The sequence below is a fragment of the Paenarthrobacter sp. NPDC090522 genome (genome assembly GCF_044769225.1).
Taxonomy (GTDB): Bacteria; Actinomycetota; Actinomycetes; order Actinomycetales; family Micrococcaceae; genus Arthrobacter.
In genome coordinates this window covers 316,282-328,743 of the sequence record NZ_JBIVXL010000003.1, presented here as the reverse complement: position 1 = coordinate 328,743, position 12,462 = coordinate 316,282, and the positions used below count along the sequence as shown (strand labels likewise).

Here is a 12,462-nt window from a genome sequence, read left to right as displayed (position 1 = left end):
ATGATGGGAGGACACCACGCCGCGTCGGGAGCCGCGGCGTGGATCGCTATTGCCTCGACCGGCCCGTACGCGCTGGGCTGGTACCCGCTGGATTCCACCGGCATCCTGATCGGCGCCATGGCGACGGCGGGAACGGCGCTGGTGTGCGACTGGGACCACCGGCACAGCACCATCGCCAATTCGTTGCCGCCGTTGTCCAACGCGATCGCCGTGGGGATCGAGAAGGCCAGCGGCGGGCACCGTCAGGGAACACACTCCTTGCTGGGCGCCTCGGCGTTCGTGGTGTTGGCTGCGATGGCTGCCCAATTCCAGATGGTCACGCCCGTTGGGAGGTTGTCGGTGGGCGCCGGGCTGCTGTGCATGTTCATGATCAACCTGGCAGCCAAGGCCCTGAACCTGTTTCCCAAGTCCGGGTGGATCACCAACTGGCTTTTCGCGCTGGTGATGGCGGGGTTGGTGACCTGGTTCGCGCCGGCCCAGTGGGGCTGGCTGCCCCTGTCCATGCTGACCGGCGTCGTGGTCCACATCGTGGGGGACATGATTACCGTGGGCGGTGTGCCGTTGCTGTGGCCGATCGTCATCAAACCGCCCAAGTTCCTGCGGAAGTCCGCCATCAGCGGGATCTGGCGTCCCAACGGAGCCTTTTCCCTGCCGCTGCTGGGCCGGGCGGGATCACGCCGCGAATGGCTGGTCCTCATCCCCGTCAGCGGCTACGCGATGGTGGGCATGGGCGCTGCTGCCTGGGGACTGGCTCAACAGCACTGGCCGGCGGTCCTGGCGGCACTCGCGCTGTAACCCCGCACTTAAACAAGGAAGGGGCACCCGCTGGGGTGCCCCTTCCTTGTTGCTTAAGACCTAGTTCTCGCCGGCCGAGTCCGAACGGCCGAGGACGGTCTGCGGAATCCAGAAGGCCAGGGCGAAGAGGCCCAGGCAGACGGCCATCGGCCACGGGTTGTCCAGCGTCAGGAAGGACAGGGAGTAGATGGCGCCGAGGAAGAGCACGATCATGACCACGAACAGCACGATGCTCGTGCCCAGGTTGTTCTCGTTTTCAATCGGGGCAGTGTTCTTGGACAATTCATTCCTCCTCGGCCCCGCAGGGCTCAAATCCGTGGCGGCGGCCGGAAGCTCAGTAGTCGGATGAACCCTGTTCACCCTTGACGATGGCAATTCCGGAACTCGCTCCGATACGTGTTGCACCAGCAGCAATCATAGCCTGTGCATCGGCGAGGGACCGCACTCCGCCCGAGGCCTTGACGCCCAGTTCGGGGCCGACCGTCTTGCGCATGAGGGCTACGTCTTCGGCTGTTGCGCCGCCTCCGTTGAAACCGGTAGAGGTCTTGACGAAGTCGGCACCCGCTTCCACCGCTGCTTCACAAGCGATGACCTTCTGCTCGTCGCTCAACAGCGACGTTTCGATGATGACCTTCAGGATCGCCTCACCCGTGTGCACAGCTTCGGCCACGGCGGTGATGTCCTCCACGAGCGCGCCCTTGTCATTGGCCCGGGCCGAGGCGATGTTGATCACCATGTCGATCTCGTCCGCGCCGTCCAGCACGGCGCCCCGGGCCTCGAACGCCTTGACGTCGCTGGGCGTCGCGCCGAGCGGGAATCCCACCACCGCGCAGGTCAGGACGCCGGAACCCTTGAGGGCTTTCTTGACGGTCTTGACCCAGATCGGATTGACGCAGACGGACTTGAAGTTGTACTCGGCTGCCTCGGCACACACCTTGAGGACGTCGGCCTCGCTGGCCTCGGGCTTCAACAGGGTGTGGTCGATGTACGAGGCGATGCCGGCTTGGTTGCTCATGGAATCCTTCCGTGCCGGGCGTGGCCGGCCCGGTGGCCGCAGGGTTGTCACTGCCCGTCAAAGGACCATCTTGCCACACCGGCCACCGGCACCGGCGGGAGGTTGTCAGGCGGCTGCCTGGACTTCTGCCGTGCCAGCGGCAGCGCCGCCACGAGCGGCAGACAACAGCCCCGAAGCGCACAACATGGCTGACGATTCCGCGGACAGAAGGAGCCCCAACCGCAACCCGTCGCACGACGCGGCGTCGCCGATCGCCCAGATGCCCGGCACCGATGTGGCCAGGTCGCGCCCGACGGCGATACCGCCGTCGTGAGCCAGTTCCAGGCCCGCGCTGGAGGCGAGTTCGGTGCGCGCAGTGCGCTCCTCCGCCAGGACCACCAGGTCGCCGTTCATGCTGCTGCCATCCTCGAACAGGATGCCGGTGGCCGGCAGCGGGGAACCGGCCAGGGAAGGTACGACGGCGGACGGCCGCAACGTGGTGCGCACGGGACGGACACCCCTGGCCCGGAGCACGGCCTCAGCCTGCCCGGCCGCGGGTCCGGTTCCCACGAGGATGCCCAGCGGACGGCGGCCAACAACCCGGGTGACGTCCTTGACGGCTTCGCCGATGGTACCGGCATCGTCAATGGTGGAGTAGTTCAAGCCACAGTAGGCGCCGGTAACCGGGGGCAACGACGGTGCCGAGCCGGTAGCGATCACCAGTTGGTCGTAGGAGAACTCCATGCCATCAACGGTGGTCACCATCTTGGCGTCCACGTCGATGTAGCTTGCAGCCTGGCCGAAACGGACCGAGACCTTGGGCAGCTCAGCGAGTTCCAGCAGGGCGTCGGAGCACTCGTCGCGGTTGCTGAGGACCGTGATGGTGCCCTCGAAGGTGCGGTGATCCCGGGGGCGTGGGCCACCCTTGCCTGCGAGCCTCCGCACCAAAGCCTGGGCGGCCGGACCTGCGCCGGCAATGACGATGTGGAGGGAAGGTGAGGACATGGTGGGCCCTTTCGCTGAATGACCTGTTCGGTGCTTGTGGGATCAGCCTAGGACGCCGGTTTTTCGCGGGTGTTTCACCGCTGTTGCCATCTTTGGTTGTTGCGTAGCGTGGTGTTTACCGGGCGGTAATAACGTAGATCACATTTGCAGCGTTCGCAGTGGGGCATCCGGGATTCTGGCCCTGTGGATAGCACCACCTAGATAATTTTCCGCTCCACCTAATTTTGGGTTTCTACCACATAATTTCCCTTGTTTTGGTCTAGGGAGAGCCTTTTTTGCCACCTAGTCGGTTTTTCGTGTGCTCACAATGACCCCGGCTGCGTGACCACTTCCGGTCACGACCATTCCGGTTGTTATTCCAGGAGCGCTTGTGACGTCCGTTGACACTTCGTCGGGGTTGAATCCTTCGGGTGGGTTCACTTTGCCTGAGGTTGATTCCCTTGATGATGCGGTGAAGTCGCTGCGGCAGTTGGCCGGAGATTACCTGACGGACTTTTGCAACACCGCGGGGATTTGGCGGAACCTTTCGGTTCATTACAGGTCCGAGGAATCAGCCGCGGTTCTGACAGCATTTGACCATCTGACGCCCACCGCGCAGCGCGTAAACAGCACGGCAACTTCCACCGCGGCCGCTCTGGAGACTTTTTCGTCCACGTGCCGGGACTTGAAACAGCGGCTCGAAGCCTACGGCAGGGCTGTGCACGCCTTGGACGCGGATATTTCCGCATTCCCGAGCAGCATCGAGGTCACCCATCGCGTCAAAGACGACGAGATAACCACCACGGTCACCCAGCACTGGAGCGGGGACGCTGACCTGAGCGCCCGGCGCGAGCGGCTCGCCACCGATATCAAGGCCATCCACGACGACTACCTGAATGCCCAAAACACCTGCGCACAAGCACTTGCAGTCATCTCCGGCGGTCCCGTGTACGCGGCCACGGCACCTACCGGGCCGGACCCGAAATTCGGGAACTGGGTGGACGCACTCCTCTGGGACGCCGGAACGTACGCCGGCATCGATCGCCCCCAGGACGAACAACCCTGGGGCAACCAAACCATTCCCTACCGGCCCAACGGCGGGCTGGGGCTTCTCCAAGGGATCGGCGCAGCGTTTATCGAAACCGTGGACGGCATCTGGTCCCTGAGCGGAACCCTGAATCCGATCAAACGCGACCTGGCCTGGGGCGGTATCAACACCACCATCGGCGCCGCTGGAACCTTGGCCGGAGCCAGCATTCCGTGGCGGGACGAGGAGACCAAGGAACGCGAAGAGCCCAAGGTCAAGGAAGCCCGGGACCTCTTCACGTCCATCGGCCCGGCCTTCATCCACCTCGAAGAAAATGAGACCACCGCGGCCTGGGCAGCCGGGGCATCCGTGTTCAACGTCTCCAGCCTCTTCCTCGGCGCCGGAGCAGGCGCAGGAATTAAGGCCTCCAAGATCGTCTCCTCAGCAGGGATGGCCGCAGGGCGCCTGTCCCTCGCGACGATCGACAGCGCCAAATACGCGGCGTTCGCAGCCAAGCTCGCCGCCAGTTCCCATCTGCTCCTGAAAACCGCGGACTTCCTCGAAAAACCCGGCTCCTTGGCCTTGAAGGTTTCGGACATCCTCGCTCCCAAGACCACAGCGAAGGTCCAGGACGCCCTCACCAAGGCCCGCGTTGGAACCTGGAACCTCGTCACCAATGCTCGGGCCGGCGCGGCCCAATCCGCCGCCGCAGTCAAGAACGCAACGGCCAATGGTTTATCCAAGCTCGCGGACGGACTCCGCGCAGCAGATGCTTCACTGCCAAAAGCCGTTTTCCCTACCCCGGGCGGAGCTCTCACCCGGACTGGCCACACCCACCATGCCTCCAATTGGTTGGAAACCCGGGCCTCGGCCATTCGCGGGAACAACCCACCCCCGTTCGTTCCACCACTCAGGACCAGTGCGGGACATCCAGCTGTGCCGTCGGTACTCCCGGACCACTTCGTCGTACCGGACAGAATCGAGAACACCATCATCCTGAAGCACGGTGATGGACTTTTCCCGGTCAGCCGCAGGGAAAACTTCGCGGCACGAACCAACCTGAAGCCGTTCACCGAGTATGTCATCGAGCACCGCAACCTCATGAAGAACTCCCAGGGGATCGTCAATAAGCCCACTCTGGAAGAGTTCTACACCGACGCCACTGGCACCGTCAGGGTCGTCGACACTTATGGCGGCGTCAGAGGGGCGTGGTCCCTTGAGCTGAACAAGCCTCTGCCAAACGTCACCTACAACGTGGTGGTGGAAGTGGATGGTGGACTCCAGAACACGTTCACTCTTGTCATGGACCAGAATGCTGAGCTCGCCTCAGCCAAGGGCCACATTGTTTCGACACTCGTCGGAGACAGTAACCGCAACGGTTACCAACAGCGCAAGGCCGGCCGCCTCGGAGGCCCCGGCTACGACGGGGGCCACGCAGCACCCTCAGGTCTGGGCTTCATCGGCGAAGGCGCCGGCATCTTTCCCCAACACATGTGGCAAAACCGCGGTGTGGGCATACCCAACGACATACAAAACTTCCACGAGGTTGAGATGGATGTGATTAACAAGGTCAACCGTCAACTGTCCGCAGGAGCACCAGTCGACCTCACGTGGGAAATGCGGATGATTCCGGGGACTAGGTCGGGGGTCCCCAGTAAGGTGGAATTGGAATTTCGATTCGGGCAGGGTCGGCCTACGTTCAAGACATTTAACAATTAGTTCGGGAGCTGGTTGAAAATGACTGTTTACGACTTAGCGGACGTTGCATGGATTGTTGACGGACTGACGAGATTGCGGGAAGAGGCCTTCGGAGACGTTGGTTTCGCACGAGGCATGAAGAAGGCACGTGCGACCCTTGTGCATCACGTCTCGGGAACGTCCTGGCACGGAACAATCGAGAGTGCCGACCGATCAACATTTATGACTGGCGACATGCGCTTTTCGCATGCGGCGTGGAACGATTGGCTGGAGACGTGCAGGGTCTTGGCCTATCAGCCGGGTCACGGGACATGGACAACAGCTGAAGTTGTGGTGTTCCCGGACTCGGCCGGCGAAGCAAGTTTCTTCGATGAAGAGCATCTGGAACTTGACGCCGACGGTGAGTGGTATCCAGGCCAACGCCCTTCGAATGCGAGCGCATGGGCCCAGGAACTGTATGCGTTTCCCCGAACCGTCGATAACATCCCCGCGTGGATGTGGGACATCTTCCGTGCCGAAGGCGTAACCCCGCCCATCTACAACCCGCAATTCAACTCTGTGGACTGGAACAACCGGCGCCGCCCGGTCACGGACCGCGGAACCGACTTCTCCGTGGAGCCCACCATCATCGACCCCTCCAAAGAACCAGGGAAGTTCGCGCGGTTGAGCAAGAAATTCCTGCGCCGTTGACGCAGGCATGGGGGACACGACGACCGCAGGGCCATTCAGTACCGGCGCAGCAGTTCCCTCAAGCCGTTCGCGGCAAAACCCGCCACGGCCGCGGCGCGGTCCACGACTCCGTGTGCGCCCACGGGTTCAATCGAGGCCAGAAGTCCCGCTGCGTCGGCGAGGCTCATGGACAGTTCGGCCCGCACATCCCCGACGATGAGCTGGGCACGGCGCGAATCTGACCACGCGTCCGGGCCCGGATCATCGTGCAAGGTGCGGGTAACCGTGACATCCTGCCACCCGCCGTCGAGCCTTGCACGGCCCCGGTAGGTGACGTCCGCGCCGGACGCTTCCACGCGTCCGTCGGCAACAAACGCCCGCCCGCCGAATCCGGCGTGTTCCAGGTACCCGGTGAACTGCGGGGGTGCGCCGGAAGCCGCGGTGGGAAGCACCACCGTTGCCCGGAACGTGAGCGGATCTCCTCCGATCCTGCCCTGCAACGTGTCATTGAAGCGCACCCCGGGAACGGGGTCGGTCATGGCCGTGCAGCTGGAATCCTTGGCGAGCCCCTCCGCGGTCATGGAGTCCAGGTAAGCCCGGGCGTCGCGGTAGCCCATGCCGATCAGGGTGTCTGCGTCCACCCGGCCCAGGTAGAACTCGGGATCCAGCGGCAGCGGGTGCGCAGGACGGATCACGTGCAGCACAAACTCGCGCCCCACGGCGGCGGCAGCCTCGAAATCAGCAAGCAAAGCACCCATGGCGCTCATTTCGATCATGTGCACGTACTGCTCCAAGGGCCCATCGCCCCAGTACGGGGAGTTCCCGATGCACCAAATGAGCCAGACCTCGGTGGCTCCGCGGCGGAGTGCCTCGCCCACATTGGCATCGCGCATCCACACGGCGTCCGTCCAGATCTTTCCATCACGCCGCAGCGGTGTCAGGAAGATCGGCAGCGACATTCCCGCCGCCATGAGTTCCGCGTCGACCTCCTTGGCGTCGATGGCATGGCATCGTTTTTCGACGAACTCCACCACGTTGAAGGAACCTTCGACGGCGTCCGGTTCCGCCGCGCGGCCACGGATGGTGGCGTCGTTGATCCCCAAGGCGGGGAAGACTTTGTCCAGGATGCCGTCGGCATCGCCGACCGCAGGCAGCGACCACGGGCCCTTGAGGTAATCGCCGAGCGGGAGGGCAGAGCCGAAATCCTTAACGTCCACGCCCGACCAGCGCTGGCACATTTCCCTGGCGGACACTCCGGAGAGCAGCATGCCGGCGGTCAGGATGCCCCCGGAAGCGGCGTCGACGTGGTGGAAGTCCAGGCCCTCCTCCTCAAGAGCGCGCATGACGCCCGCCTGCCAGGCCACGCGCATGCCACCGCCGGCAAGGACCAGGGAGCGTTTCACTGTTGCAGGCCCGGCCCGGCACCAAGCCGGCGCCAATACACGAAGAGGAGTACCGCCGTCGCGAGGTCAAAAAACGCGACCAACAGGGCAATCGGCGAGAACACTCCGTTGAGTACCCCAATGCCGACCGCACCGAAAGCACCCGCCTTCTGGACGCCGGACCACAGGACAACTTCAGGGGACGGCACCGCATTGAGCAAGGTGTGGAGGAGGAGTCCGCCAACCACCACCATGAACATGCCCACGGTGCCGAACAGTTGGCGGGCCTCCGGCGTGGGATCGGCGCCGAGCAATTGGAGCAGCGGCCCGCCAAAAGGAACCTCCACCACGCCCGTGATCACCGTGATGACGGCGATGGCCGCGAGGACGGCGCGCAGCGGGTCTGCGATGGCCCAGGCCACCGTGCCCGGAGGGTGGGGCTTGCGGGAGTCAGCGTGGGCGCTCATGAGAAGGACTCCAGAATCCGTCCCCGGTCCACCAGCAGCCAGACCATGGCCGCCCAGGTGAGCGTGGAGACGTAGAAGCGGATGTCGTTGAGGAGCATCCACCGTTGCAGAAGGGTACGGAGCTCAGCGTCATCCTTGAAGTCGCCGCCGCGGATCCGGACGTTGATAGGGATGATGATGCCTTGCCCCACAACGGTCAGCGTGATGATGCCCACCAGGCAGATGATGGCCGGGATGAGACGGATGGTGCCCCACTCGGACCACACCAGGATGCCCCCGGAGATGAACATGATGGGCACCACCACGGTGAAGAATTTGGTGGCTGCCCGGGTGGGGATGCCGAAGTGCATGTCCACGTTATCCCTGGCCAGCGACCGCCACGTGGGGTAGAGGAAGAACTTGAGGACCCACATGGTGCCCACGTACATGGTGGCGCCAAAAAGGAAGTACAGCGCATTGAGGAGCAAGAGCCAGTTCACGGAGCACCGTCCGTGGCCCGGTCCGGCGCACCGGGGACCCTGCTGCGGTCCGGGGGCGCCAGCCATTCCTGCCCTTGTCCAAGGTCCGTGACGCTGTCCAGCATGTCTCCACCGCGGATACCGGCGGCACCGGCTTCCGTGGGGGCGGTCAGGAACCAGGCTTCGTAGTGGTCGTCCAGGACGCCGTGGGCCTGTGGCAGCCAGGCGGTGAAGATCGGCTTGCTTTCCACCTGGAGCGTCTTCAAAGGTTCGACGCCGGGCGCGTCACCCAGGATGAGCCGGGCCTTCGCTTGGGCGCCGAGCGCAATGTCTCCGGTGGCTTCGAAGTAGATGTCGGACTTCCAGAGCATGTTCCGGAAGGCACAGTAATTGGAGGCTGCGAGTTTGAGCGGCAGGCCCAAGGGGTCCGGCCGTTCGATCTCGATATAGCAGCCAAGTTGGCCGTCCTTGTCGTACTGGGCCGAGACGCTGGAGTCCGTGACCACGAAGTCCAGGTTGGCCTGGTGCTTGGGCATGCCCCAGATACCCTTCCCGCCCTTCACGGAGATCTCCGTGCTGACGGGGAGGTCCACCACGAACTGGCCGAGCTTGAATGTCTTCTGGAAAAGCAAGGGGAGGATGGGTGGTGCCGGGCGGCTGCCGTGGGTGATGGCGATGGCCAGGGAGTATTCGATGTACTTGCCGATGTCCGTGGATTTGTAGTTGACCACCGTGACCACCAACAGCCCTTTCCCGCCCAGGCTGAACGGTCGCAGTTCCGTACCCGGGAGCACGGAGGCGGCGGCACGCTTGTTGATGGGGAACGCCGCCATCAACACGGGGGAATCATCGGAGTTCACGGGCATGAGGTACTTGATGCCGTCGGCCTGGGCATGCTGGCCGCGGAGCCGCTCCTGGCGCCGGGGTACCGGCGAGGGCATGAGCTTGAGCAGGGGACTGACCAGTTCGGTGAGGGTTTTCATGGGTTCAGCTCCTGCTGCCGTTGAGTTCGCTGACGATGACCGGGAAAGTGTCCTGCCAGGCGCGTTCTCCGAAGAACACGTCTAAATGGCCGTAGCCGGGGATGAGGTGGAGGGAGTCCTTGCCGGGGCGGTGCTTCCGGAAGAAGTCGTAGCTGCGTTGCTGGCTTTCCGGCAGGAAGCACAGGTTGTCCAGCCCTGCGATGAACGCGAAGCGGGCGTCGGTTTGTGGAGCCTCGGCCACATAATTGTCCGGCAGTTCCGGATGCTCGCCCGCGGCCACCATGTGACCGGCTTTGATGCTGCGGCCCATTTCTTCGAAGAACGTGACGGGGACCTCGGCGAATTCGCCGCTGAGCCATTCATGGGTGGCCTCGTCCAGGTTCTCGTGAGCCCACAGCGCGGGGCGGCCGCTGCCGTAGGTGAAGCTGACCATTTTGCAGACCGTGTTGTCGCACTCGTGGTGCGTGGCTTTGACCAGCCCGCGGATGGCCCGGGTGAAGTACCCCTGGGACTTGTATCCCCAGGCGGGCGAAAGGTAGGGCGTGAACATCTTCACCACGGGCGTGAGGTAGTCGATCTTGAGCCGCGAGAAAGCCGGCACCACGGGGTGGAGGGAGACGGCGTTGGAGACGATCGTGTCCACTTGCGGCAGGAGCCCGGCCACCGCGGACATGGTGAACGATGTTGATCCCTGGCAGTGGATCACGGCTTTCATGGTTTCGGCGCCTGTCGCCTTGAGGACATGCTCGACGGCGGCAGGATGGTCGTACACGGCGGCGTCGGCAAGCGTCCAGGACAGGGGATCGAGGTCAATGGATGCCCGCCAATTGAGCATCCACACGTCCCATCCGTCCTCCAGGAGCACGTCCACAATGGTGGTGCGGATGGGCGGCCTGAACAGTTCGGCGCGGACTCCCGATCCGTGGACCAGCAGCACGGGCCCTTTGCTTGCCTCGGCCGGCGAGGTTACATGGACCAGGCTGAGCGGGGTATTGTCCCGGGCACGGAACGGGATGACCTCGGTCCGGTGCTCGGCACGGGTGATGATCATGGTGCGGTTCCCTTCCGTGCGATGGTGATGGGTTCTTCAAGCAGCCGCACGGCAGGCAGGCCGGACTCCGGAACCAGCCGCGCGCCGTCGTTCGTGTCCGGGAGCCGCCAGTCGCGGCAGATGGTGTCAACCACCAGCGGGTAGACGGTCAGGGTGCCGTCGGCCGCGAGGTGCAGGCGAAGGAAGCCTTTGTGGTCCTCGATGGATTGCCCGGACATCTTCCACGTGGACACCTCACCGCTGGGCGTGGACAGGATGTACAGCGCGAACGCCTCGCTGCCCAGCACCCAGCCGCCCGCATGGACCAACGCCAGGGCCAGCAGTACCAGCACGACGTCCGGCCACCCGCGGGGCCACGGAACCAGGATCACGACGGCGGCACTCACCGCGAGCGCGGACAGTTGGTAGAGCACGCCGCGGGTGAAGACGACGATGCCGGCCTTGGCGATGCCGAGCACTCGAGCCGTAAGCACCGTGATTCCGAGGAGGACGGGCATGGCCAGGACCAGGAGCACGATGAGCAGGAGGGTGTTTCCGTGGGTCAGGCCATGCAGGCTATCCACGAAGGATTCGCCGCGGAAGGCGCTGAAGACGGTCCACGCGGTGAGGGCGGCCACCACGTGGACGAAGCCCATGGAGAGCCCGAAGCCGGGGTTGCGGGCCGGCAGCCACGAGGGCGAGAAGGGGTTGGCCAGGCGCGGACCCAGGAGATGGGAATCGGACTGGCCGGGGTAGATGGTGGAAGTGCGGGTGAAACGCCTGCCTGTTGCCGGGGTTCGGTTGCCGGCGGGAACGCTGGACGATTCACCGGGTTCGGCGGGAGCCGGTAGGAGGAGTTCGTCCGGCAACCAGTGGGCGTCGGAGAGGTAGGCTCCGCCGAGGCCGCAGGTGATGAGTTGGGTCTTGGCTGGTCCCGCCACGGTTCCGTCTTCGTAACGCGAGTAGTGGTGCAGGTCGCCCGTGAGCCAGAGCCGGACGTTCGCCCCGGTGGATTCGAAGTGGCCGGTGACGGGGTTGAACCGGCGGCGCAGGTAGTCCTGTTCGAAGAAGTTCGCCTGGCGGAATTCGTTGGGTCGTTCGGCGGCGTGGGCTGCGTCTGCGTCCACCCAGAAGGGGGAAGCGACGCAGAGGATGATCGCGTCCCCGGGCTGCAGCTGCAGTGTGACGTTGCGGTAGAAGTAGTCCAGTTGGGGTTCGTCGATGTATTGGCCCAGTTGGCTGTCCAATCCCAGGAGCCACCAACCGGGCGCGCCGCTCCGGCCTGGTCCTGGTGGTTCCCCCGTGAGCCTCACTGCGAAGTAGCTGCGGGACTGGATGGTCCGCCAGGCTCCAATGTTCCGTTGCCGGGTGAACGTGCGGATGAACGAGGTGAGGCCGTCATACCAGTCGTGGTTGCCGGGAAGCGCGAGCATGACGGGAACCTCGTTCAGCAGGCCCCGCAACGCAGGATTCCGTTCGGGGAATGCTGTCCTGTAGGGGCCCACCATCCGGTTTTCGTAGGCCGCCGGCGACGCCACGGGGTAGACCTCGTCCCCGCCCAGCACCAGGACGCGGCCGCGGGGGAGATCCTCTCCTGCCACGGGCAACGCATCCTGCGCCAGCAACGACGCCACCGTGTAGGTTGCGTCGAAGCCGTCCCCGAGGTCCGCGGTGAAGTCCAGCCACAAATCCTGGGCAGGCGCAGTGCGTTCCGGGCCGGCAAGTTCACCCGGACCGGGCAGGCCGCGGCTGGTCACCGGGGGCTGGGCCGGTTGGCCGGGGATTGGGAGCTTGTCCAGGCGCAAGAGGTCGCCCGGGAAGCCGCCTTCCAGCTCGCGTTTGTCACCGAAGTCCGCGAAGACCGTTGCTGCCATGACCTTCAATGCCGTTCTGGCCAAGGACATGGGTGCGAGCCACCGGACGGCGGGCTGGGGAGTGAAACCCAAGAGGCCCCTGTGTTGGGCGAGCTCCCAGC

The 12,462-nt window shown here is 64.3% G+C and carries 12 protein-coding genes; 3 read left to right on the top strand and 9 right to left on the bottom strand.

Going from position 1 to position 12,462, the window contains the following annotated elements:
• On the top strand, window positions 1–795 hold the full coding sequence (locus ACIQT2_RS05340; protein ID WP_397326108.1) for a metal-dependent hydrolase: 795 nt from the start codon (window positions 1–3) through the stop codon (window positions 793–795).
• Window positions 796–855: 60 nt separating this feature from the next.
• Here ACIQT2_RS05340 and ACIQT2_RS05335 read toward each other — a convergent pair whose 3' ends face one another.
• From ACIQT2_RS05335 to ACIQT2_RS05325, 3 genes are all read right to left on the bottom strand, one after another.
• Entirely contained in the window at window positions 856–1,077 is a 222-nt protein-coding gene (locus tag ACIQT2_RS05335) for a hypothetical protein (protein WP_387433475.1), read from the bottom strand.
• A 52-nt stretch (window positions 1,078–1,129) separates the two neighbouring features.
• Window positions 1,130–1,810 carry a deoxyribose-phosphate aldolase gene (deoC, locus tag ACIQT2_RS05330; protein WP_402944265.1) on the bottom strand — a complete coding sequence of 227 codons (681 nt, stop codon included), beginning with the start codon at window positions 1,808–1,810 and terminating at the stop codon, window positions 1,130–1,132.
• Window positions 1,811–1,915: 105 nt separating this feature from the next.
• Window positions 1,916–2,794 carry an FAD-dependent oxidoreductase gene (locus tag ACIQT2_RS05325; protein WP_402944264.1) on the bottom strand — a complete coding sequence of 293 codons (879 nt, stop codon included), beginning with the start codon at window positions 2,792–2,794 and terminating at the stop codon, window positions 1,916–1,918.
• Between the two features lie 370 nt (window positions 2,795–3,164).
• Between ACIQT2_RS05325 and ACIQT2_RS05320 the strand changes: the two genes are divergently transcribed.
• A complete protein-coding gene (locus ACIQT2_RS05320; protein ID WP_402944261.1) occupies window positions 3,165–5,519 on the top strand; it encodes a hypothetical protein in 2,355 nt (784 codons plus the stop codon).
• A 213-nt stretch (window positions 5,520–5,732) separates the two neighbouring features.
• Window positions 5,733–6,188 carry a hypothetical protein gene (locus ACIQT2_RS05315; RefSeq protein ID WP_402944258.1) on the top strand — a complete coding sequence of 152 codons (456 nt, stop codon included), beginning with the start codon at window positions 5,733–5,735 and terminating at the stop codon, window positions 6,186–6,188.
• 35 nt (window positions 6,189–6,223) lie between these two features.
• Here the strand turns inward: ACIQT2_RS05315 and ACIQT2_RS05310 are convergent, their stop codons facing one another.
• The 6 genes from ACIQT2_RS05310 to ACIQT2_RS05285 are packed head-to-tail and all read right to left on the bottom strand — an operon-like array spanning window position 6,224 to window position 12,433.
• Window positions 6,224–7,570: a patatin-like phospholipase family protein gene (locus ACIQT2_RS05310; RefSeq protein ID WP_402944255.1), complete on the bottom strand. Its 1,347-nt coding sequence runs from the start codon at window positions 7,568–7,570 to the stop codon at window positions 6,224–6,226.
• Window positions 7,567–8,016 carry a hypothetical protein gene (locus ACIQT2_RS05305; RefSeq protein WP_402944252.1) on the bottom strand — a complete coding sequence of 150 codons (450 nt, stop codon included), beginning with the start codon at window positions 8,014–8,016 and terminating at the stop codon, window positions 7,567–7,569. Before ACIQT2_RS05305 ends, ACIQT2_RS05310 begins: the two co-directional genes overlap by 4 nt.
• The gene (locus tag ACIQT2_RS05300) at window positions 8,013–8,495 is read right to left on the bottom strand and encodes a hypothetical protein (RefSeq protein ID WP_402944250.1); all 483 of its coding nucleotides are present in this window, start codon (window positions 8,493–8,495) and stop codon (window positions 8,013–8,015) included. The genes ACIQT2_RS05305 and ACIQT2_RS05300 overlap by 4 nt, the downstream gene beginning before the upstream one ends.
• Entirely contained in the window at window positions 8,492–9,457 is a 966-nt protein-coding gene (locus ACIQT2_RS05295; RefSeq protein ID WP_400330971.1) for an acetoacetate decarboxylase family protein, read from the bottom strand. Before ACIQT2_RS05295 ends, ACIQT2_RS05300 begins: the two co-directional genes overlap by 4 nt.
• A gap of 4 nt (window positions 9,458–9,461) precedes the next feature.
• Window positions 9,462–10,508: an alpha/beta fold hydrolase gene (locus tag ACIQT2_RS05290; RefSeq protein ID WP_402944247.1), complete on the bottom strand. Its 1,047-nt coding sequence runs from the start codon at window positions 10,506–10,508 to the stop codon at window positions 9,462–9,464.
• The gene (locus ACIQT2_RS05285; RefSeq protein WP_402944244.1) at window positions 10,505–12,433 is read right to left on the bottom strand and encodes a hypothetical protein; all 1,929 of its coding nucleotides are present in this window, start codon (window positions 12,431–12,433) and stop codon (window positions 10,505–10,507) included. Before ACIQT2_RS05285 ends, ACIQT2_RS05290 begins: the two co-directional genes overlap by 4 nt.
• Window positions 12,434–12,462 lie beyond the last annotated feature (29 nt).